The organism is Actinoallomurus liliacearum, from assembly GCF_039542035.1.
Lineage (GTDB): Bacteria > Actinomycetota > Actinomycetes > Streptosporangiales > Streptosporangiaceae > Actinoallomurus > Actinoallomurus liliacearum.
In genome coordinates, this window is sequence record NZ_BAABHJ010000023.1 from 111,081 (window position 1) to 132,791 (window position 21,711).

Below are 21,711 nucleotides of genomic sequence, written 5' to 3' on the forward strand. Positions count from 1 at the left end.
GCGCCTCCCGGGCCGCGTCACGTCGGGCATCGCATCGGCGTCAGTGCGGTTGCTCGGTGACGGGCATGGCGGCCAGCAGCCGTCTGGCCTCGGCGGCGAACTCGGCGTCGACCAGCACGTCGTACCGGTCGGCGACCACCGCGCTCATCGACGCGAACGCCTGGCGGCGCACCCCGTGCGCCACCCCGGCGAAGACCGCACCGAAGATCGCGCCCAGGATGATCGCCGAGACCACCGCGCCGGCGTGCCAGGGGCTGACGATCCAGAACACAAGCCCGATCAGCAGACCGACCCAGGCTCCGGAACTCAAGCCGGCCAGCAACGCCTTACCTACCGTCCACCGGCCGAGCACCCGCTCCTCGAGCCGCAACCCGGAGCCGACGATGGTGACGTGCTCGACCGGAAAATCGCCTCCCGCCAGGATGTCCACGGCGCGCTGTGCCGCAGGGTGGCTCGAGTAGCTGCCGAGTACGACCTTGTTCGGTCCGGCGGGATTCTCTGTCGTCATCTGTCAGCCCCCCTGGTCCGTGTGATGACCCCCTTGACAGATATTCCGCTGGTCGGGGCGCGCACACCCTTTTTCCGGTTTGTGATGGGCCGCCGGGCCGGTTTCAGCGACAATGCGGCCATGCCGGACTTCCCGCTCGCCGCCCGCGGCTACCACCGTCATCAGGTGGACGCGTTCATCGCCAGGATCGAGGGGACTCTCGGCCGGGCTCAGCTGTTCGCGCCGCCGGTCACCGCGGCCGAGGTCGGCGGAGTGCGGTTCGCGATCGCCCTGCGCGGTTACCGGGGACGCGCGGTCGACGAGAGGCTCGAGGAGTACGTGCGGGAGCTGGAGGCCAGGGAGGACGGCGAGCGGCGGCGGCTGTCGGCGGCCGAGGCGGACCGGCTGATCGGGCTCGTGCGCAATGTACGCTTCGTCACCACCCGGCTGAGCGAGGGATACGACGAGCGGGAGGTCGACGCCTTCCTGGACCGGCTGATCGTCGAAGTGCGCGGACGCAGACCCCGGTCGGCCGGCATCCGGGCCGCGCGGTTCGCCACCACCCGGCTCCGGCCCGGGTACGCCCAGTCCGATGTCGACGGCTTCCTCGAGCACCTGGCGTCCGAGATCGACCGCCTCGCCTAGGACCTGTCCGGTGGATCTTGCGGGGTGGCCCGTCCTCTTTCACCGCCAGAAACGACGCCCCACCCGGCGGGCGGACCGGCCGGCGCCGCACGCATCCCGCGCCGTCACACAGATCGACCAGCACGTGATCCACGGGACACGCCCCAGCCCTCTAGGCGCGCGTACGGCGGAGGTGGGCGTACAGGGCGATCGCGAGGGCCGCCCAGACGAGAGCGCGCGCGGCGAACCCCGGCAGGGCGGCGGTGAACGCGGACGGCCCACGGCCGGCCGCCCCCATCCACTCGATCATGGGCACGGTGAGGAAGCGCAGCGGACCGAGCCCCAGCAGCAGGTCGGCGACGTACACGCCGAGCAGCACGAGGACCGACCGGCCGGGGGAGGGGACGATCGCCCGGCTGCTGAGCGCTCCGAGCGCCGTGGCGGCCAGCGCGGAGAGGGGCAGCAGGGCGGCCGCCGGCAGCAGCTGCGAGAACCGGACGCCCAGTCGCACGGCCTCGACCAGGGGATAGGCGCCGGCGACCAGCGCCAGGCAGACGTTGAACGCGAACGCCGCGCCGAGCCCGCCGGCCACCGTCCGCAACCGCCCGAGGGTGACCACGCCGATGTGCCGCTGAGCGTCCGGCTCGGTGTCCAGCAGCCCGCGCGCCGCCCAGGCGCAGATGGGGAAGTACAGCGCGGCCAGGTCGCCGAGCGCCGTGAGTGCCCCGGACCGGACCTCCGCCGGGGTGCCGCCGAGCGGGCCGGAGAAGACGATCGCCAGCAGCAGCACGAGGGCGAGCACCGGGGCCAGGGCGCGCGTCGACCGCGCGTACCCGCTGAGCTGGAAGCGCATCGTGGCGATCATCGGCACCGCGCCTCGTAGCCGTCCGCCTTGAGCCGGCCGACGAGGTCCTCCGCCTGGGAGCGCGGCACGATCACCTCGACGACCGCGTGCTCCTCGGGGAGGTTCCCTTCGTCCACCGTCTGCCCCGCGACCTGCCAGCGCACGACGCCCGGCACGCTCCGGAGGTCGCCCTGGTGGTCGCTGACGACGACGGACGATCCGCCCGCGGCGAGCTCGGCCAGCAGCGCCGGCAGCGCCGCACGGGTCCGCGCGTCGAGGCCGGCGAACGGCTCGTCGAGCACGAGCAGCCCGGGCGCGGCCAGCAGGGCCTGGAGCAGTCCGGCCTTGTGCGCGCTGCCCTTTGACAGGTCCGGCAGCCGGGTGTCCAGGAGGTCGGTGAAGCCGAGCCGTTCGGCCCACTCTCCGATCCGCGCTGGCGGAACGCCCCGTACGGCCGCCATGTGCCCGAGGTAGGCCCGCGCGGTGAAGGGTTGACCCGCCGGAAACCGCTCCGGGGCGTACCCGACAGAGGGCGGCCGGCCGCTGACTCCTCCCCGGACCGGCGGCACGACCCCGGCGATCAGCCGGAGCAGTGTTGATTTGCCCGCTCCATTGCGGCCGTTCACCTCGATGATCCGGCCGCGGGGTACGGTCAGCGTCACGTCGCGCAGCACCCACGGAGCGCGGCGGCGGTACCGGAAGGCGACCTGGTTGAATCGCACGAACCAGGAGCCTATTGCCGGCCGATAAGACGAACGTAAGCGGAAGAATGCCCACCATGGACTGCCTGTTCTGCGAGATCGTGAAAGGGGAGCGGCCCGCCCACGTGGTGCTCGACGACGGCCCCGTCGTCGCGTTCCTGGACAGCCGGCCGCTGTTCAAGGGGCACACGCTCCTCGTGCCGCGCACCCACTACGAGACCCTCGCGGACCTGCCGGCCGACCTCCTCGAGCCGCTGTTCGCCGCCGGGCAGCGGCTGTCGGCCGTCATGGAGACGGCGCTCGGCGCGGCGGGCTCCTTCGTCGCGATGAACAACCGGATCAGTCAGAGCGTGCCCCACCTGCACGTCCACGTCGTTCCCCGGAACCGCAAGGACGGGCTGCGCGGGTTCTTCTGGCCACGGACGAAGTACGACTCCGACGACGAGGCCCGCGCGTACGCGGACCGCATCCGCGGCGCGCTCGGATGATGGCGGTGACGGCCGAGACGACCGGCCCGGACGTGAGCCCGGGGCGGGTCCGGCGCGACGCGGTCGCCGTCGGCGCCTTCGTCGTCGCGGCCGCGGTGGCGTACTCGGTGTTCTCGCTGGTGCGGTACTGGACCTTCCGCACCACGACGTACGACCTGGTGATCTTCGATCAGGCCGTCCGCTCCTACAGCCGCCTGCACCTGCCCACCGCGATGGTCAAGGGCGTGCACAACGGCTTCGGCCCGCACTTCACCGTGCTCGGCGACCACTTCTCGCCGATCCTCGCGCTGCTGGCGCCGCTCTACTGGATCCACGACGGCCCGCAGACCCTGCTGATCGCCCAGTCCGTGATCCTGGCGCTGACGATCGTGCCGCTGTGGATGTTCACACGGCGGCGGCTCGGCGCGTGGGCGGCGCACTGTGTCGCGGGCGTGTACGCCCTGGCCTGGCCGGTGGCCGAGACGGTCGCCTTCGACTTCCACGAGATGGCGTTCACGCCCGCGCTGTCCATGCTGATGCTCGAACGCCACGACGCCGGCCGCCGGTGGCAGTGCCTGCTGGCCGCGGGCGCGCTGCTGCTCGTCAAGGAGGACATGGGGCTGCTCGTCGCCGGCTTCGGGCTGTACCTGCTCACCCGGCCGGGGGAGCGGCGCCTGGCCGCCGTCTTCATAGTTGCGGGTCTCGGCTGGACCTGGTTGGCCTCCCGGGTGCTGATCCCGGCGTTCGGCGGCGCGGCGGACTACTACTGGGCCTATGACGCCCTGGGCCGGGACCTGCCGCACGCCGCCGCGTACGCCCTGACGCACCCGTGGACGGCGCTGAAGCTCCTCGTCACCCCGAACGTCAAGGCGACGACCATGGGGTGGCTCATCCTGCCGCTGCTGCTGGTGCCGCTCGCCTCACCGATCACCGTGGCGGTGCTGCCCCTGCTGGCCGAGCGCATGCTCGCGAACCGCTTCGGGAACTGGTGGGAGCCGAGGTTCCACTACAACGTCGCGCTGGCGGCCCTGCTCGTCGCGGCCGGCGTCGACGGCGCCTGCCGGCTGTCCCGGCTCCGCGTGCCGGGCACACGCGGGCGGCGACTCCGCCTCGATCTCGTCTGGCCGGTCGCCGCGCTGGTGGCCGCCGCCGTCGTCGTACCGCGCTTCGCGTTCAAGAACTTCTTCGACCCGGCGTTCTACCGCCGCGACGCGCACGCGCGCGCCGCCGTCCACGCGGTCGCCGCCGTGCCCCACGGGGCGCTGGTCGAGGCCGCGAACGCCGTGGGGCCGCAACTGTCCGGCCGGGCCCGCGTGCTGCTGTGGGACACCCGCGTCCGCTGGGCCCCCTGGGTGGTCGCCGACACCGCCCGTACGACGTTCCCCTTCCCGGGCCTGGGGGCGCAGCGCGACCGCGTACGGTACCTGCTCCAGCGGGGGTACACGGTCGTGCTGCGCCAGGACGGCTGGGTCGTGCTGCACGACCCGGCCGCCACTCCGGATCTGCGCGCCACCCGCTGAGCCACCGCCCGGTCACTCGGTCCGCAGACGCTCCGGAGCGATCGCGCGGCGCAGCCGGCGCCGGGAGGCCGTCGTCACCAGTACGGCGGCGAGGACACCGAGGCCGCCCATGAGCAGGGCATGGGCCACCGTCCACGCGATCCATGCGGGATGGAACATGACGGCCGGCCATTCGGAGATCAGGGTGCCCACGACGCTCAGTCCGCAGACCGGAACCGTGGCGATGAGCGCCTGACGGGTGAGGAAGCGACGCAGATCCCCTTCGTGCGCGCCGAGCGCGCGCAGCTCGGCAAGCATCGGGCCGCGATCGAGGAGGGACTCGGCCTGGTGGACGAGCAATGCGGCGGTCGTCACCAGGATCGCCACGAACAGGGCCAGGCTCACGAGCGCGAAGCTGGTCATCCAGAAGGGCTCCAGCCTCCCACGATCCGCCATGACGTCCGCCTCGATCGGACCGGTGCCACTGCCGACCGCGACGGTCAGCGCCACGACGGCGAGGGTCCGACCCCACGGGCGGGCGTCGGCCTCCAGGGCGCGTGCCGCCAGCAGGACCTCCGCCGAGCGCGCCCGGCGCCCGACCCACCGCGCCGAGAACCAGATCACCCACCCCGCCGACAGCATCAGTCCGACGGGCAGGAGGAGTACGGAGATCTGGAGCACCCCCGCGGTGACGGCGGATTCCTCGCCCGCCGCGCGGGCAACGAGACGGACCACGGGCGCCAGGAATGGCGGGACGAGCAGCAGGAGGCCGTACCAGCGCGGTCGGCCCCGGCCGGCGCGGCGGGTCACGCTGAGGGGCGTCGCGATGACGTGCCGCCCGGCGAGCAGGCCCGAGAGCGCCGCCGCGACGATCACGATCGCCATCGCGGCCAGGCACCACAGGGGCGGGACGGCGACGTCGGCGCGCGACCCCGAGGCGAGCGTCCTGCGGGCGGCCAGCTGCGGCACGAGGTACGCCGCGGCCCCGACGACCGTGCCGAGGGCGGCCGCGCGGGTGACCTCGACCGCGCCCAGGAGCCGGACCTCTCGCGGCGTCGCGCCGGCCAGGCGCAGCGCGGACAGCCGCCGCTCCCGGTCGGCCGCGGCCAGCCGCGCCGACTGGTAGAGGAACGCCGCGACCGGCAGGAGCAGCAGCGCGATTCCGAAGGCGGTGCCGTCCCGCGTCCCCGGATCGCCGATCGGGCCGAAGCGGTCGTCGAGCCGGCCGCGCAACGCCAGGACGTTCGCCGCGCCGAACAGGAACCAGGTCGCCAGGCCCGCTCCGACCGCCATCAGCCGCCTGCGGGCCCGCTCCTCCGGCGAGCCGCCCTTACCGAGCATGCCCGCCACGGTGAGGAGCGTCCTCACACGACCACCTCCCCGGCCAGTACGCCGTCGCGCAGCACGATCTCTCGATCGGCGTGCGCCGCGACCTGGTTGTCATGGGTCACGATCACGACGGTCGCGCCGTTGGTCCGCGCGGCGGCTACCAGCAGGGACAGCACGCGCTCGCCGGCGACCGAGTCGAGCGCGCCGGTCGGCTCGTCGGCGAAGATGACCTTCGGGCCGGTGACGAGCGCCCGGGCGACCGCCACGCGCTGGAGCTGGCCCCCGGACAGCTCCGCCGGACGGGCGTCGGCGACGTCCAGCGCCGCGACCTCCTCCAGCCGGTCGCGCGCGACGGTCGTCGCCTCGGCCCGGCCGCGCCCGGAGAACAGCAGCGGCAACGCGACGTTCTCGACGGCGGTCAGCTCGGGGACGAGCCGGTCGAACTGGAAGACGATTCCGAACTCCTCCCGCCGGAGCCGGGTCCGGGCCGCCTCGTCGAGGCCGTCGACGCGGCGCCCCGCGTAATGCACCTCGCCCGTCTCCGGCCGCATGATCCCGCTCAGGCAGTGCAGGAGCGTCGACTTGCCCGAGCCGCTCGGCCCGGTGATGGCCACGGTCTCGCCGCGTTCGATCGCCAGGGACACGCCCCGCAGGGCGTAGGTGCGGCCGAACGCCTTCTCGATCCGGTGGGCTTCCAACAGGGTCATGTGTCCTCCTTCGTCGGAGGGGCGACTCGGAGGGGCTGCGTCTCCGATTCCCCCGCTCCGCTCGGTCACGGGCGGATCTCCTGAGTCAGGTCTTCGATGCGCTGCCGGGCCGTCTCCATCCAGCGCAGGTCGGCGTCGAGGTGGTGCAGCGCGTAGTCGGCGGCCAGTACCTCACCGACCGAGACGCCGGCGCCGCGCTTGCGCGCGGTCAACTCACGCATGCGTTCCAGGTGCGCCGCCCGTTGCCGCAGGAGGTAGGCGTCGGCCGTCCCCTGAGCGAGCAGCGCCACCACCACCCGGGTGAACAGCGCGCTGGAGACGTGCGGCGCGGGCGGCTCGGTCTGCGCGAGCCATCGGTGAACCTCCGCGGTGCCCTCCTCCGTGATCTCGTAGACGGTGCGTTCCGGCCCGGCCTCCTGAACGGTGCCGGCGACGGTCACACGGCCGTCGCGCTCAAGCCGCTGAAGGGTCGCGTAGACCTGTCCGTACGCGAGGGGCTTGGCGCCCGGAAGCCGCGCGTCATGCTCGCGCTTCAGTTCGTATCCGTGCTTGGGCCGCTCGGTGAGCAACCCGAGCAGGACGTGCCCGGTCGACATGAGTCGTGACTATACACTCGATGTATTCATTGAGTGAATAGCTGGCGCTCGGCGGGTCCGGTCATGGTCGGCGGGCCTCGTCGGGCAAGGGACGGGCCCCCGGAAGATGCCGCGCTTCCGGGGGCCCGCGAGTGGGGTTGGGCGAGAGATCAGTAGACGTTCACTCCGTACGCCGAGAGCGCCTCGGTGACGGGCTGGAAGAAGGTGGTGCCGCCGGAGGTGCAGTTGCCGCTGCCGCCGGAGGTCAGGCCGAGCGCCGTGCCGCCGGAGTACAGCGGGCCGCCGCTGTCGCCGCCCTCGGCGCAGACCGTCGTCCTGATCAGGCCGCTGACGGTGCCCTCGGAGTAGTTGACCGTCTGGTTGAGCGCGGTGACGGAGCCGGAGTGAATGCCGGTGGTGCTGCCGCGGCGCGTCACCGACTCACCGACGTAGGCGTTGCCGGCCGACGTGATGTCGACACTGCCGACCGTGCCCGGGTGGGAGACGCCGCTGGCGTAGGTGACGATCGCGTAGTCGTTGCCCGGGAAGCTGCTCGACCGCGTGGTGCCGATCAAGGAGGTGTGACTGGAGTTGCTGTACCAGCTCGACGCGATGTTGCCGCAGTGCCCGGCGGTCAGGAAGTAGTACGTGCTGCCGCTCACGACGTTGAAGCCCAGGGAGCAGCGGTACTGGCCGCCGTAGATCGCGTCGCCGCCGGAGCCGTCGAGGCTGAAGACGCCGGGCACGTACTCCATCCGGACGGCGCTGCCGAGCTGCTGGGCCGCGGAGGTGACCTGGACGAGCTTGGACCCGGTGACCGAGCTGTCGACGGAGAGCACGACCTGGTCGGTGGCCGGGTCCACGGCCCAGGCCGTGCCGGGCACCTTGGCCGTGCGGTCGAGGACGCCGATGGCCTTCTGGAGCTGGGCGCCGCTGAACGGCACGATCTTCGGGACGGCGCCGGCGTCGCGTACGGCCGAGGCGTCCGACTTCGAGCTGACCGTCACGACCAGCTTCTTCGCGGCCTGGTCGAAGTACGCGCCGGCGGAGCGGGAGCCCAGCTTCTGGGCCAGCTTCGTGGCGAGGTGCGAAGGATCCGGCTGCGAGACGGACGCCTGGGCCGACGCGCCCAGCAGGGAGCCGCCGACGAGCGTGGCGGCCGCCGCGACGAGTCCAGCACGCCGAGGAGCAGTGAATCTCACACGAGCCTCCCTCAGGGGTGGCGGGCGCGCCCCGGTGGCGTGCCCGAGGGACGGCATGGCAATGGCGCTCGGCTCATGGGCGGAGGGGAGCCGCCCGGGCGGGGTCGAGATCCGATTACCTGGCCTGCGCAGATCTTCACAAACCTAGTCAAAAGCCGCAAGGTCAAACGTTAGTCCAGAATCGGTCAGCCACAAGCACTCGCATACTAGCTGGTATCCGGGCTGATGGGGGTGTCGGAACCGAGGTCCGGTCGGCTCCCGCGTCAGGGCTCCGGTCAGGATTCGGGCACCGGGAGAAGAGCCGCGAAGGTCAAGAGAACCTGAGAGTTCGCTGTGAGTCCCTGGGCCGAGCGTGGTAACGACGTCGGCGTGTGAGAGTCTTGGCTAGCAATGGACCATCCGGAATTCACAGCATTTGTCCTGGTCGCAGGCATGATCCTGGCTGGCGTCGCGCAGTGGCGCGGCTGGCGGCCGACGTTGCCCGTCGCCTTGGCGGTCGGTATCGGGCTGCGGCTGATCCTGCTGATCTCCGCGTCGAGCGACTCCTGGCAGCCCGTCGACTACAACGAGGGTTTCAGGGCGGCCGGTCGGGCGATCCTCCATCATCAGGACCCCGTGCTGGCCAGTCAGGGGTCCTGGCACTTCCTGCCGATGATCCCGTACTTCTACGCCCTGGCGCTGGCCACCGGCCTGCCATGGGAGATCGCCGGCCGGGTCTGCACCCTCATCGCGGACGTCGTGCTGATCGCGCTGGTCGGGCGTCTCGCCGGGCGGAAACACGCCGCGGCGGCGCGGTTCCAGTACGCCTGCAACCCGATCGCGCTCATGGTCGCCGTCATCCACGGACAGGTCGAGCCGATCTCCCTTGTCTTCCTCGTCGGCGCCTACATCCTCGCGCGGTCCGCGCGGACCGGCGCCGAGAACGGTGGGACCGGCCTGAACGGCGCCTGGGCGGGCGCCATGTTCGGGTTCGCGTTGTCGGCCAAGAGCTGGCCGATCATCCTGCTGCCGGTGGTCCTCGCGATCCTGCCGAACTGGCGGCAGCGCCTGTACGGTCTGGTCGCGGCCGGTGCCGTCCCCGTCTTCTTCCTCGTGACCCTTCCCCTGGTCGTGAGCTCCAACTGGGCCGACATGCTGAACGTCGCGCGGTACCTCGGTGAGGTGCGGCCCATCGTCGGCGAATGGGGCTGGACCGCCCTGATGACGGGTGGCGACTGGACGCTGGCCCCGACGGCCGCCAAGATCGGCCAGATCATCCTGTACACCACCATCGCGCTGGTCATGTGGCTCTGGTGGCGGGCCGACCGCATCGACCAGACCTCCGCGATCCTCCTGGCCTTCATGCTCGTCACGCCGCGCCTCGGGGCGCAGTACCTGCTGTGGTTCGTGCCGTTCCTGTGCGCGCGGCCGACCCGGTGGAGCCGGCCCGCGATGGCCTTGGCCGCGGTCTGGGCGGGCACCGGGTACATCTACCTGACGCAGTTCGACGACACCGGCTGGTGGGAGAACCACGAATGGTGGGCGATGAGCTCGGTGGCCGTCCTCCCGCTCCTGGCCCTGGCCATTCCCTGGTACCGGCGCCGCCCGCAGCCCGTTGAAGGGCTTCCCGTCACGGAGACCGAACTCGTCCCCGCGACCAAGTGACCGCGCCCGCCGGGTCCGGGAGCCGATCCCGCACCCGGCGGCGCGGTGCCCGTAGGGGGCGGTCAGCCGATCGAGACGCCGCCGAACGACAACCCCGGGCCCTGGTGGCCCGTGCTCGCGTAGCGGCCGAGGTAGAGGTACCTGCCGCGATAGCGGGAGTCCTTGGCGGTGATCGACTTGTCGGGGCCGTCATAACGCACCACCGTCACGGACGACTTCGTCACCGAGATGCGAAGCGTCGCGGTGGTGCCCTTCTTCAGGACCGGGGTCTTGACGCTCTTCAGCCGCGTGGTGTGCCCGGCGTCCTTGCGGTACAGGATGAGAGTGCCGTCGCGGCGCAGGACGGCCAGGTAGCCGCCGTTCAGCGGTGAGTCGGCACTGGTGAACGCCGAGTCGCGGACCGCGGAGAAGTACACGCCGCCCCACCGGCTCTTGTCCGTCCCCAGGCTGTCCCACCGCATCTTCAGGCGCAGCGTGTACGACTTCGGCAGCACCGCCCAGCCCTGGAGGGCCAGCAGGGGGTAATCGCCGAGGTTGACGTGCCACCAGCCCGGCGCGATGAACCGCCCCCGCTGCCGGGGACCGAGCGCCTCCGGATACTGCGACTGGCTGATCTGCCCGTACCACCAGTTCTGCGTGGTGAAGGGATCGCGGGTGCGCCGGTAGCGGGCGACGTCACCGCGGACGTACGGCGGGTCGTTGGTGTCGATGCCCTGCACACCGAGCCGATAGAGCTCGTCCCGCCGGTACTGCCGGTTGACGTCGTAGCAGGCCACCGTCAGCCCGGCCTTGACGTACGAGGCGATCAGACTGTCGGGCAGCGCGGACCAGACGGACACGCGCTTCAAACCGTCCGCCTTGATGGCTTCGGGAGTGTCGATCGTCGCCTGCTGGGCCCCGCCGACGATCACCTGGGCGGTGATGCCCGCCTGCTCGGCCAGCACGGCGTCCGAGCGGGAGAACGTCTGGACCATCACCGTGCCGGTCAGGTTCCGCCGGGTGAGCTCGTCGATGACCAGGCGCATCGCTTCGGTGGTCTTCGGGTGCGCCAGCAGCCGTTTCTTGCCGGCGAACTCGTTGAGAACCTGGGTGAACAGCAGCGGATGCGTCGTCGTGGCCTTGCCGCCGAACCAGGACGGCGCGTCGATCACCAGCTTCTGGAAGGCGACGCTGTCATAGTCGGCGACGTTCCCCGTGCCCGTGGTGACACGATCGACGGTCGGGTCGTGCATGACGCCGCCGACGCCGTCCTTGAGCACCTGGACGTCGAACTCCAGAAGATCGGCGTCCGGGTCGGCGACACCGGCCTTGAGCGCCTGCTCGGTGTTCTCCGGAGCGAGGAACGCTCCGGCATTCCGGTGGGCGATGAAGAAGCGCTGGGGGAGGTCGGCCAGCCGCGGTGACCGAGTCGTCGAGCGCTGAGGAGAGAAGGGGGCGGCCTGTACGGCCGTCGCGGATCCGACGACGGTGAGTCCCACGGCCGCCAGGCTCAGCATGGTCTTTCGCACAAGGAGCAGAGGCTAGACCGCTAGGCGGCAATTGTCCGCTGCGATATCGAACCGCAACCAAGGTCGGTTCCCTCACCTGCGGGCGGATCGTCGGTGTTGTCGCACGCCATCACGGAGGCCCGGTTCGGGGTTACGTGATCGAGAGTGGTGTAGATCACTTCATCCCCTCTAGGGAACTCGCTGACCAGGCGTTACGTTTCTGATCGTTTTTCTCGATTTCGACCTGACTGGCCGTAAGGCGGGAGGACCAGTGAGGCGCCGACTACTGCGGCGGAGCATCAGTCCCCGCGTTCGATCGATCTAGAAATCTCGTCATGACCTTTAGTTCTCCTTCGTTTGAGCCGGTTCGGCTGCCGAGTCAGGGGCGGAGTCGGGCGGCGGTCGCGGCGGCGGTGTTCGCCACGGTCGGGCTCATCCCCGTATCGGTGATCTTCGTCATCGTGGCGTTCCAGCGGGTCCGCCGTAGCACGGATCGGCGGATGGGCTTCCTGCTCTATGCCCTGTTGATGAACCTGGTGGCACTGGCGCTCATCGCGTGGGGACTCGGCAGGATCGCTCCCGACGCGAGTGGGTCTGAGAACACGCCGGCGGCGCTGACCCTGTCAGTCGGGCAGTGCTATGACCAGACGGCGAAGAAGCAGGACCATGGGGCGAGAAAGATCATCGAGGCCAGTGCCCCTCGGTCGTGTGCTGGACCGCATGATGGTGAGGTCGGCGCCGTGTTCGATGCCTCCGGTGAATCGTGGCCGGGGAAGGCCGCCATTACCGGCTGTTTCACGCCGCATGAACTGGAGGTCGTCTCGACGCCGCGTCTTCCAGACGGTCCGTGGCCGGGCGACGATGCGGTCGAGCGGAAAAGCGTAGAAGGCTGCCGTCGCGCGGGCATGCCGAAGCACGACGCGGACGGCCACCCTGTGGAACTCATCTACTTTCACCCCACCGAGCAGAGTTGGAAGCTCGGCGATCGTCTGGTCGTCTGCCTCGGCAGGCGGGTGGATCACAAGAAGCTGACCGCCTTCCTGTGATCCCCGACCTGGGGTAGGCGTCTGGCGCGTCGGCGGGAGAAGGCGGGCGAGAGGAACGGCGCGCGTCAGGTGAAGACGGCGGTCACCGTGTGGCCGTGCTCGGGGTCGCCCGCCCACCTGACATGGGTGGCGAGGTCCGCGACGATCGGTAGCCCGCGGCCGTTCTCGGCCAGGTCGTCGTCGTGCCGCTTCCGGTGCGGGCCGCTGTCCTCCAGTGAGCCGCCCTGGTCGGTCACCGACACCGCCAGGCAGCCGTCGCTTCGGCGGACCTCGACGATGAACGTGCCGCCGGGCCGGCCGGAGCGGGTGTGGATGAGGGCGTTGCCGGCGAGTTCGGCCACGGCCTGGACCGCGTCGTCGGCGTGCCGGCAGTCCTCCAGGAGGAAGGCCACGAACCGGCGGACGAGCCGCGCCTGGTCCGGGCGGCCGGGGAAGGTGCGTCGCCAGCACATCGGGGCGGTGAATGCGGTCGACGTCGTCTCGTGGAGCGTGGCGGTCACGGTGGTGCGCCCTCCCGTCGAATGGGCTGAGTGCCGAGGGCCGGGGGTGACGCCCGATCTCCCCATGGCCCTGGGGAAGACGACACGGGACCCGTCGGGTGGACCGAAATCGGCCCGGCCCTGCCGGAGTCGGGCGGACTCAAGCCGCCGACGCCGCAGGGGCGCGCCTGCGGTTCACCGCCGCGTCCAAGTCGAGCAACTCCCTCGATCACATCGCGTGTTCGGGTTCTTACGCATAGTGCTTCCCCGCTGCGTAAGTGCGCAAGCGATTCACTGAGAATTCTCACAGTTTACTCTTCAGTAACTATCCGAAATCGATTGCTCGCAGTGAGTAACATCGTCACACTGGGTGCGTGCCGGATCCTTCCCCCACGATCCGCGAACGCCGCATCGCCATCGAGCTGCGGCGTCTTCGCGAACAGACCGGGTTAACCCTCGACCAGGCGGCAGAGCGACTGGGCTGGAGCCGCGCGACCCTCAGCCGGATGGAGACCGCCGTTCGCCGGATCAAGCCCACCGAGCTGCAACGGCTGCTGAACGTCTACAACGTGGACGGCCGCCGCCGCGGTGACATCGCCGAACTGGCCCGAGGCGCTCGCGAGCGCGGCTGGTGGCACCGCTACACCGACACCCTGCCCGCCGCGTACGCCACCTACATCGCGTTGGAGGCCGAGGCGCGCTCACTGCGCTGCTATGACGCGCTGGTCGTCCACGGCCTGCTGCAGACCGAGGACTACGCGCGCGAGGTCATCCGCGCCGGCCTCATGCAGCTCGCCCCCGACTCGGAGGTCGAGCGACGCGTCGAGGTCCGCCTCAACCGGCAGGCGCTGCTGACCGAGCGAGACCCTCCGCTGGAGCTGTGGTGCGTCATCGACGAGAACACCCTGCGCCGCATGATCGGCGGCGAGGGCGTCATGCGGGCCCAGTACACACGGCTCGTCGAGCTGGCCGAATGCCCTGGTGTCACGCTCCAGGTCCTGCCCCACAAAGTGGGTGCCCATCCGGGAGTGGAGGGCACGTTCGCGATCCTGGAGTTCCCGGAGCGCTACATGCCGGACGTCGGCTACATAGAGGCGCTCAACGGGGCCCTGTACATCGAGGACGGCGCACAGGTGCATGCGTACTCGCTCGTCTTCAATCATCTCGTCGCCGAAGCGCTGGGAATCGGCGAGTCGGCCGCGTTCATCCGCCGACTAATGGAAGAAGAAACCTAAGGAAAGGTGCATATGACCGATAAGTCCATGCCTCCCTGGCGTAAGTCCATCCGTAGCAACGCCTCGAGCGGCTGTGTCGAAGTGACCTGGATCGACGGACCGGGTGCCGGCAGCGACGGGCCGGGCGGTCCTCCGGCGAAATAACAGAATCCGGCAAGGAGGAGCCGTACGGGCATCACGGCGCCTGGCCTCCGTTTCGCATCGCGTTCGCCGGTACGAGCGCGGTGCGGAGCGCGGCTTCTCGCCTGGCGCGAGACAAGCCGCGATCACTGAAGCCTCCGAGCGCGCAGGAGTCGGCGGGCCAGGAGGCACACTGCCGTGGTGGTCGATGCGACAGCGATCACTCCGGCCGTCTGTCGGGGCTCCAGTCTGGTCGTTCCCTTGCCCTGGTATGCCGTGGCCTGGTCGTCGAGTCCGGATCGGAGTGCCGAAGCGAGGGCCTCATCCAACACTTCGCGGAATCTGTTCAGGCGAGACCCGATCGAATTGGCGGTCCACTGCTCTCTCTGATCAAGCCAGAACCTACGCCCGGCGTCGGTATGGAAGAGGTTGTCGACGGCCATTGATCTCAGGCCTTCGTCCGATACGTCTCTCAGCTCCCACTGCATGTACCAGAACGACACCATCAGGTTCAAGAACTGAGTGCGCCGGCTCTCATCATGGGAGACCTTGTCTGCTCCAGGCCCCCAGCACTGCATGTAGACCGGGTCGCTCATGGCGATCTCTGCAAGCCTCATGTGAATGCTGCGGTTGACCTGCCGCCTGTTGGCCAAGCTCTCCTTCGCCTGGAGGGCGAGCGATATGGAGACGGCGACGAGCGCGAAGGCGCTGAGGATCGCCGAGATCGCTCCATACGCCTGGCCGACGTTGCCCAGCCGAGTCCAGTCGACATGGCCTCTGTCGGCGATGAATTCGAGTGCCAGCGGTGACAGCGTGATCAGCGCCAGGATCATCACCCCGACGCAGACGAGCGCGGCAGGCCGTGATGCGCGGCGGATCGGGCCGGTGATGTCGTTGATCCACGGTGAGCGCTGTCCGGAGGGAAGGGCGTCCATGGTCACCTCACATCGAGACGAATCTCTCCGCATCTACGACGCATGGGAGTGCTCGACCGTGCCCGTCACAGCGCGTTCTCCTCCCCGGCGGATGCGGTCCCGCGGGCGCGCGGTACGTCGGGACGGTCACGGTCGGTCTCAACGGCGGGTTAGAGCCGCCAGGAGGCGGTCCTGGGGCAGGGCGTGGGCGGTGATGTCGTCGCGGCCGGTCATGGTCTCGGCGGCGAGCAGGGCGTTCACGATGGCCTCCTCGGTGGCCTCGATCGCGCCGTAGAAGAGCGGATCGATGTAGGCGTCCGGCAGGACGTCGACGGTCAGCACGCGGGGCGGCTGCACGCCCAGCGCGTCCGACGGCAGGTGGCCGCGGTTGGCCGTCGAGAAGGCCAGGAAGCCGTCACCGCTGGTGTTCTCGCCCGCCCCGCCGGTGCGGGCGACCCCGAGCCCCGCGCGCTGGGCGAGGCGGCGGCACTGGTGGGGCAGCAGCGGTGCGTCGGTCGCCACGATGCCGATGATCGACCCGGCGCCCTCGAACTCCGGGGGCACCGGCCGGGGCACGTCGTCGATCACCACCGGAACCCCCGCGACGGTGAGCCGCTCGCGGCGCCCGTGGTTCGCCTGCACGAGCACCCCCACCGTCCAGCCGCCGTCGACCACCCGTGACGCGGTGCCGATCCCGCCCTTGAAGCCGTGGCAGATCATCCCGGTTCCGCCGCCGACGTTGCCCTCGGCGACCGGGCCGGTGGTCGCGGCGTCGTACGCCTCCCGTACGTGGGCGGCGGTGACGTGCTGCCCGTCGATGTCGTTCAGCACGCCGTCCCACGTCTCGCCGACGACCGGCAGCCCCCACGCTCCCCGGCCCCGTCCGCGCACCTCGATCTCGATGAGCGCGTCGCGTACGACGCCGACGCTGTGACTGTTGGTGAGCGCGATCGGGGTCGTCAGCATGCCGCCCTCGCGGACCCATGCCATCCCGGTGAGCTCGCCGTTGCCGTTGAGCCAGTGGTGGCCCGCGTACAGCGGCTCGTCGAAGATCGAGCCCGCGTGCGGCAGGATCACCGTGACGCCGGTCCGCACCGGGCCCTCGCCGACCCGGAGCGGCCCGTCGCCCCTGATGACGGTCGTGTGCCCGACGCGTACCCCGGCCACGTCGGTGATCGCGTTGGCCGGTCCCGGTGTTCCGCCGCCGATGACGACGCCGAGATCGCGAACTCTCATGGGGGCCTCCGGTCGGGTGACGTGTCCGGTCTGAATGATCATGGCGTACCGAATGCTCGGTGGAGGGCGCCGGGTGGCCGTGACGGGTCCCGGTCCGCCGGGTTTCGGCGCTGCCTTCGCCGAGCATTCGGAACCGGCGGGGCGCCGAGCGGTCAGGTGCGGTCCTTGCGGAGGGCGTCGAGGGCGAGCAACGCGACGTGCAGGGAGGCGCAGGACTCGACGTCCTCCAGGTCCGCGCCGAGCACCCGCTCGATGCGGCGCAGCCGCTCGTACAGCGCCGGCCGGGACAGGTGGGCCCGCTGCGCGGTGAGGACCTTGTTGCGCCCGCTGCCGAGGTAGAGACCGAGCACGTGGACGAGGTCGCTGCCGCGCTGCGCGTCGTAGGTCAGCAGCGGGCCGAGCTCCCGCTCGGTGAACGTCTGCAGCCGCGCGTCCTCGCGCAGCAGGTGCAGCAGGCCGCGCAGCCGCAGGTCGGGCAGGCGGTAGAACAGCCGGCCGTCGTTGCGTTCGGCGGCGACGCCGGCGACCTGCTCGGCCTCCAGGAACGACCGGCGCACGTCGCGCACGGACTCCACGGTCGAGCCCACGGCCATGACGAAGGCGTCCGCGCCCCCGCGCGGTCGCGCGTCCCGGTCCGCGCGGCCCGCCGGCGCCGACCCGCAGTGGTGGGCGCGGAGGCGGCGCGCGACCTCGCACAGGACGTCGTCCTCGACGGCGCGGGACGGAAGGGACGCCAGTACGCCGACCCGGGCCTGCGGCGAGCTCTCGTCGAGGGCGCCGACGAGCGCGGACAGGTTCGCCTCGCGGCAGGCGGCGGCCGTGGCCTCGGCCAGGTCCGTCACCGAGGTGGCCGCCGACGCGTCGCCCACCAGGCCGAGCGCCGGGGGCGGACCGGACGGCGCCGAGGGGCGGGGGAGCACCACGATGCCGAGCAGGCGCCGGCCGGTGAGCGAGACGCCGAGCGCGCGGGCGCGGGCCGCCGCCTCCTGCGGGTCGGCGTACGCGTGCGCGAGGATGCCGCTGATGATCGAGCCGTGGGCCTGGCGTTCGAGGCTCTCGGCGTGCCGGTCGAGCAGCCGGCCGAGCGCGAGCGTGGTCGCGGCCCGCTCGACGAGGACGACGTCACGGGGCGAGGGCGGGTCCATCGAGGTGATGATGAGCCGCCCCCAGTCCTCACCGCGGGCGCCGACGACGGTGACCAGCCACCGGGAGGACTCGTCGTACGCCGTGCGCTCCTCGGGGCGTACGGAGCGCGAACGGGTCTCCCAGCCGGTCAGCAGCTCGGCCGGGTCGCTGCCGGCCAGCTCGGCGGCCAGGACCTGGTGGGCGAGGTTCTCCAGCACGACCGGGCGTCCGACGAGGCTGGCCACCTGACGGACCACCTCGGCCGGCGGCGCGCCGTCGACGGACAGCTGGGTGAAGACCTCGTGCAGCTTCTCCGAGGCGCGCAGCTCGGCCAGCTGCGCGTCGATGATCCGGGCGTGCACCGCCTCGGTGACGTCCACGAAGGGAGTCTCCCGCGCCCAGGCGATCAGCGGGAGGCCGTGCTCCTCGGCCGCCGCGGCCAACGCGTCGGGAAGCGTGGCCGCGTACTTGCGGCCGAGCTCGACGATCAGGCCGCTGACGCCCACCTCGGCCAGGTCGGCGACGTACGCCCGGAGCTGCTGCGGATCGTCCGGCAGCGCGATCCCGGTGGTGAGCACCAGCTCACCGCCGCGCAGCAGGTGGGCGATGTCGGTGACCTCGGCGGAGTGCACCCAGCGGACACGGGCGTCGAGGTGGTCCGCGCCGGCGATGATCCGCGGCTCGCCCCGCCGGACCGCGTCGAGCCGCAAGACGTCGGCCAGAGTGGGCAGCACATCTGTGATGCTATGCAAACGCCGACGTGAGGAGGTACCCCGATGGAGCGGATGGACGGCGACGCGATCGACCGAGAGCTGGCGACGACGCCGGGCTGGGAGCTCGCCGAGGACGCGATCGTCAAGACCGTGAGGTTCGCGGACTTCAGGGAGGCGATGGCGTTCGTCAACCGCGTGGCCGAGGTCGCCGAGGAGCTGAACCACCACCCGGACATCACGATCCGCTGGAACAAGGTCACCCTGACGCAGAGCACGCACGTGGCGGGAGGCCTGACGGAGTACGACTTCCGCCTCGCCCGCCGCATCAACGAACTCTGACCGGGTGCCACCGGGCGACAGGTTGCCAGATGCGGCGGGTCGGAGCTGACAGTCTGCTGGCTGGTGCTCCGGGGCGTTCTGCGGGAAGACTCGTGCTATGTCGGACTTGCTAGCACGCCACCGCGCGGTCATGCCCAACTGGATGGCCCTCTACTACGACGAGCCGATCGAGATCGTCAGCGGGAAGGGCAGCCGTGTCACCGACGCGAACGGCCGCTCCTATCTGGACTTCTTCGCCGGCATCGTGACCAACACGCTCGGCTACGACCTCGCCGAGGTACGCGAGGCCGTCGAGCGTCAGCTCCGCACGGGAGTCGTGCACACGTCGACGCTCTACCTCCTGCGCGGTCAGGTAGAGCTCGCCGAGAAGATCGCCCGGCTCTCCGGCATCGACGACGCCAAGGTCTTCTTCACCAACTCCGGCACCGAGGCGAACGAGACCGCGCTGCTGCTCGCGACGTACGCGCGCAAGAGCAACCAGATCCTCGCCATGCGGCAGAGCTACCACGGCCGATCCTTCGGCGCGACCGCGGTCACCAGCAACCGCACGTGGAAGAACAACGCGCTCTCGCCGCTCAGCGTGTACTTCCTGCACGGCGGGGACCGGCACCTCCCGCAGTTCCGCGGGCTGTCCGACGACGACTACATCACGGTGTGCGTGGAGGATCTGCGGCACACCCTCGCCACCGTCACGGCCGGTGACGTGGCGGCCGTGATCGCCGAACCGATCCAGGGCGTCGGCGGCTACACGTGTCCGCCGGACGGGCTGTACGCGGCGTACCAGGAGGTCCTGTCCGAGCAGGGCATCCTGTTCATCGCCGACGAGGTGCAGACGGGCTGGGGCCGCACGGGCCAGAACTTCTGGGGCATCCAGAACCACGGCGTGACGCCCGACATGATGACCTTCGCCAAGGGGCTCGGGAACGGCTTCGCCATCGGCGGCCTCGTCGCGCGCGGCGAGCTGATGGACTCGCTGCACGCGACCGGCCTGTCGACGTTCGGCGGCAACCCGATCTCCACCGCCGCCGCCAACGCGACCCTGGACTACATCCTCGACCACGACCTGCAGGCCAACGCGGCCAAGGTCGGCGGACAGATCATCGACGGCCTGCGCGAGGCGGCCGCCCGGATGCCGTACGTCACGGACGTGCGCGGCAAGGGATTGATGTTCGCCGTCGAGCTGACCGAGCCGGAGCTGGCCGTACGGGCGCTGGAGGAGACCAAGGCGCGCGGCCTGCTCGTCGGCAAGGGCGGGCTGTACGGCAACACGCTGCGCATGGCGCCGCCGCTCACGCTGACCGAGGACGAGGGCCGGGAAGGCCTCGGCATCCTCGTCGACGCGTTGGAGGCGATCGCATGAGGCAGATCACGCACTGGATCGGCGGCAAGCCCTGGACGGGGACGGCGGAGCGCCACGGCGACGTCTACGACCCGGCGACCGGGCAGGTGGGCGGCCGGGTGGACTTCGCCTCGGCCGACGAGGTCGAGGCGGCCGTGGCGGCCGCGCGCGAGGCGTTCCCGGCGTGGCGGGACGCGTCGCTCACCAAGCGCGCGGGCGTGCTGTTCGCCTTCCGCGAGCTCGTCGCGCGGCACCGCGACGAACTCGCCGCGTCGATCACCTCCGAGCACGGCAAGGTACGGGCGGACGCGGCCGGCGAGGTGGCCCGCGGCCTGGAGGTGGTGGAGTTCGCCTGCGGCATCCCGCACCTGCAGAAGGGCGGCTACTCGGAGAACGTCTCCACCCGTGTGGACTCCTACTCCATCCGTCAGCCGCTGGGCGTCGTCGCCGGCATCACGCCGTTCAACTTCCCGGCGATGGTGCCGATGTGGATGTTCCCCCTCGCCATCGCCTGCGGGAACACCTTCGTGCTCAAGCCCTCGGAGAAGGACCCGTCCGCCTCGCTGCTCCTCGCCGAGCTGTGGCGGGAGGCCGGGCTGCCCGACGGGGTCTTCAACGTCGTGCACGGGGACAAGACGGCGGTGGACGCGCTGCTCACCCATCCCGACGTGCGCGCCGTGAGCTTCGTCGGCTCCACCCCGATCGCACGCTACGTCTACGAGACGGGCACGGCGCACGGCAAGCGGGTCCAGGCCCTCGGCGGCGCGAAGAACCACATGCTCGTGCTGCCCGACGCCGACCTGGACCTGGCCGCCGACGCGGCCGTCTCCGCTGGGTTCGGCTCGGCGGGGGAGCGGTGCATGGCGATCTCGGCGGTCGTCGCTGTCGACCCCGTGGGCGACGAGCTCGTCGCCAAGATCAAGGAGCGGGTGGCGAAGCTGACCGTCGGCCCCGGCGACGACGACCGCTCGGAGATGGGCCCGCTGATCACCGGGCCGCACCGCGACAAGGTCACCTCCTACCTCGACGGCGGTGTCGCCCAGGGCGCCACGCTGGCCGTCGACGGGCGCGAGCACGAGTTGCCGGACGGGAGCGGGTTCTGGCTGGGTCCGACGGTCCTGGACCACGTGACGCCCGAGATGGACTGCTACCGGGATGAGATCTTCGGTCCCGTCCTGTCGGTCGTACGGACGGCGTCGTACGAGACCGGCATGGCGCTGATCGCCGCGAACCCGTACGGCAACGGCACCGCCGTCTTCACGAACGACGGGGGCGCGGCCCGGCGGTTCTGCAACGAGGTCGAGGTCGGGATGGTCGGCGTGAACGTCCCGATTCCGGTGCCGATGGCCTACTACTCGTTCGGCGGCTGGAAGGCCTCGCTGTTCGGTGACACCCACATGCACGGCACGGAGGGCGTGCATTTCTACACGCGCGGGAAGGTGGTCACCTCGCGGTGGCTCGACCCGTCGCACGGTGGGGTCAACCTGGGCTTCCCGACCAACGGATGACCGGCCGGGGCGTGGCCGCATCCGTCTCGACGGGTGCGGCCACGTGGCTCGTCGGTGCCGTGTCCGCCCAGCGGCGGCTCGTCCGTCATGC

General features: G+C 70.9%; 21 protein-coding genes. 9 read left to right on the top strand and 12 right to left on the bottom strand.

Features of this window, described 5'->3' with window-relative positions; genetic code table 11:
• Positions 1-40: 40 nt before the first annotated feature.
• The gene (locus tag ABD978_RS28620; protein WP_345361306.1) at positions 41-508 is read right to left on the bottom strand and encodes a YflT domain-containing protein; all 468 of its coding nucleotides are present in this window, start codon (positions 506-508) and stop codon (positions 41-43) included.
• 120 nt (positions 509-628) lie between these two features.
• Between ABD978_RS28620 and ABD978_RS28625 the strand changes: the two genes are divergently transcribed.
• Positions 629-1,132 carry a DivIVA domain-containing protein gene (locus tag ABD978_RS28625; RefSeq protein ID WP_345361309.1) on the top strand — a complete coding sequence of 168 codons (504 nt, stop codon included), beginning with the start codon at positions 629-631 and terminating at the stop codon, positions 1,130-1,132.
• Between the two features lie 151 nt (positions 1,133-1,283).
• Here the strand turns inward: ABD978_RS28625 and ABD978_RS28630 are convergent, their stop codons facing one another.
• Together ABD978_RS28630 and ABD978_RS28635 are read right to left on the bottom strand one after the other, a co-directional pair.
• Complete coding sequence (locus ABD978_RS28630; RefSeq protein WP_345361312.1) at positions 1,284-1,976, bottom strand: hypothetical protein; 693 nt, start codon at positions 1,974-1,976, stop codon at positions 1,284-1,286.
• Positions 1,973-2,677, bottom strand: coding sequence for an ATP-binding cassette domain-containing protein (locus tag ABD978_RS28635; RefSeq protein WP_345361315.1), 705 nt, complete (start codon positions 2,675-2,677; stop codon positions 1,973-1,975). Before ABD978_RS28635 ends, ABD978_RS28630 begins: the two co-directional genes overlap by 4 nt.
• 56 nt (positions 2,678-2,733) lie before the next feature.
• Here ABD978_RS28635 and ABD978_RS28640 point away from each other — a divergent pair, with 56 nt between their 5' ends.
• Together ABD978_RS28640 and ABD978_RS28645 are read left to right on the top strand one after the other, a co-directional pair.
• Positions 2,734-3,144, top strand: a complete 411-nt coding sequence (locus tag ABD978_RS28640) for an HIT family protein (RefSeq protein ID WP_345361318.1) — start codon at positions 2,734-2,736, stop codon at positions 3,142-3,144.
• Between the two features lie 5 nt (positions 3,145-3,149).
• Positions 3,150-4,643 (top strand): DUF2079 domain-containing protein, encoded by a 1,494-nt coding sequence (locus tag ABD978_RS28645; RefSeq protein WP_345361321.1) that lies wholly within the window; start codon positions 3,150-3,152, stop codon positions 4,641-4,643.
• A 12-nt stretch (positions 4,644-4,655) separates the two neighbouring features.
• Here the strand turns inward: ABD978_RS28645 and ABD978_RS28650 are convergent, their stop codons facing one another.
• From ABD978_RS28650 to ABD978_RS28665, 4 genes are all read right to left on the bottom strand, one after another.
• Complete coding sequence (locus tag ABD978_RS28650; RefSeq protein ID WP_345361324.1) at positions 4,656-5,990, bottom strand: FtsX-like permease family protein; 1,335 nt, start codon at positions 5,988-5,990, stop codon at positions 4,656-4,658.
• Positions 5,987-6,658 (bottom strand): ABC transporter ATP-binding protein, encoded by a 672-nt coding sequence (locus ABD978_RS28655; RefSeq protein WP_345361327.1) that lies wholly within the window; start codon positions 6,656-6,658, stop codon positions 5,987-5,989. Before ABD978_RS28655 ends, ABD978_RS28650 begins: the two co-directional genes overlap by 4 nt.
• Positions 6,659-6,723: 65 nt before the next feature.
• A complete protein-coding gene (locus ABD978_RS28660) occupies positions 6,724-7,254 on the bottom strand; it encodes a PadR family transcriptional regulator (RefSeq protein ID WP_345361330.1) in 531 nt (176 codons plus the stop codon).
• 149 nt (positions 7,255-7,403) lie between these two features.
• Positions 7,404-8,435 carry a S1 family peptidase gene (locus ABD978_RS28665; protein WP_345361333.1) on the bottom strand — a complete coding sequence of 344 codons (1,032 nt, stop codon included), beginning with the start codon at positions 8,433-8,435 and terminating at the stop codon, positions 7,404-7,406.
• A 432-nt stretch (positions 8,436-8,867) separates the two neighbouring features.
• On the opposite strand from ABD978_RS28665, the gene ABD978_RS28670 reads away from it, so the two are divergent.
• The gene (locus ABD978_RS28670) at positions 8,868-10,079 is read left to right on the top strand and encodes a glycosyltransferase 87 family protein (RefSeq protein ID WP_345361336.1); all 1,212 of its coding nucleotides are present in this window, start codon (positions 8,868-8,870) and stop codon (positions 10,077-10,079) included.
• 62 nt (positions 10,080-10,141) lie between these two features.
• Here the strand turns inward: ABD978_RS28670 and ABD978_RS28675 are convergent, their stop codons facing one another.
• Positions 10,142-11,587, bottom strand: coding sequence for a glycerophosphodiester phosphodiesterase (locus ABD978_RS28675; RefSeq protein WP_345361339.1), 1,446 nt, complete (start codon positions 11,585-11,587; stop codon positions 10,142-10,144).
• 314 nt (positions 11,588-11,901) lie between these two features.
• Between ABD978_RS28675 and ABD978_RS28680 the strand changes: the two genes are divergently transcribed.
• Positions 11,902-12,612, top strand: coding sequence for a hypothetical protein (locus tag ABD978_RS28680; protein ID WP_345361342.1), 711 nt, complete (start codon positions 11,902-11,904; stop codon positions 12,610-12,612).
• 65 nt (positions 12,613-12,677) lie between these two features.
• Here the strand turns inward: ABD978_RS28680 and ABD978_RS28685 are convergent, their stop codons facing one another.
• Positions 12,678-13,112 carry an ATP-binding protein gene (locus tag ABD978_RS28685; RefSeq protein WP_345361345.1) on the bottom strand — a complete coding sequence of 145 codons (435 nt, stop codon included), beginning with the start codon at positions 13,110-13,112 and terminating at the stop codon, positions 12,678-12,680.
• Positions 13,113-13,465: 353 nt separating this feature from the next.
• Here ABD978_RS28685 and ABD978_RS28690 point away from each other — a divergent pair, with 353 nt between their 5' ends.
• The gene (locus tag ABD978_RS28690; RefSeq protein WP_345361348.1) at positions 13,466-14,326 is read left to right on the top strand and encodes a helix-turn-helix domain-containing protein; all 861 of its coding nucleotides are present in this window, start codon (positions 13,466-13,468) and stop codon (positions 14,324-14,326) included.
• A gap of 266 nt (positions 14,327-14,592) precedes the next feature.
• Here ABD978_RS28690 and ABD978_RS28695 read toward each other — a convergent pair whose 3' ends face one another.
• From ABD978_RS28695 to ABD978_RS28705, 3 genes are all read right to left on the bottom strand, one after another.
• Positions 14,593-15,381, bottom strand: coding sequence for a DUF6082 family protein (locus ABD978_RS28695; protein ID WP_345361351.1), 789 nt, complete (start codon positions 15,379-15,381; stop codon positions 14,593-14,595).
• 138 nt (positions 15,382-15,519) lie between these two features.
• Positions 15,520-16,596, bottom strand: coding sequence for a DmpA family aminopeptidase (locus ABD978_RS28700; protein WP_345361354.1), 1,077 nt, complete (start codon positions 16,594-16,596; stop codon positions 15,520-15,522).
• A gap of 152 nt (positions 16,597-16,748) precedes the next feature.
• On the bottom strand, positions 16,749-18,455 hold the full coding sequence (locus tag ABD978_RS28705; protein WP_345361357.1) for a PucR family transcriptional regulator: 1,707 nt from the start codon (positions 18,453-18,455) through the stop codon (positions 16,749-16,751).
• 42 nt (positions 18,456-18,497) lie between these two features.
• On the opposite strand from ABD978_RS28705, the gene ABD978_RS28710 reads away from it, so the two are divergent.
• The 3 genes from ABD978_RS28710 to ABD978_RS28720 all read left to right on the top strand — a co-directional run bounded on the left by ABD978_RS28710 (position 18,498) and on the right by ABD978_RS28720 (position 21,620).
• Complete coding sequence (locus tag ABD978_RS28710; RefSeq protein WP_345361360.1) at positions 18,498-18,773, top strand: 4a-hydroxytetrahydrobiopterin dehydratase; 276 nt, start codon at positions 18,498-18,500, stop codon at positions 18,771-18,773.
• 97 nt (positions 18,774-18,870) lie between these two features.
• Positions 18,871-20,133: an aspartate aminotransferase family protein gene (locus tag ABD978_RS28715; RefSeq protein WP_345361363.1), complete on the top strand. Its 1,263-nt coding sequence runs from the start codon at positions 18,871-18,873 to the stop codon at positions 20,131-20,133.
• On the top strand, positions 20,130-21,620 hold the full coding sequence (locus tag ABD978_RS28720; RefSeq protein ID WP_345361366.1) for a CoA-acylating methylmalonate-semialdehyde dehydrogenase: 1,491 nt from the start codon (positions 20,130-20,132) through the stop codon (positions 21,618-21,620). Before ABD978_RS28715 ends, ABD978_RS28720 begins: the two co-directional genes overlap by 4 nt.
• The last annotated feature ends 91 nt before the right edge of the window (positions 21,621-21,711 follow it).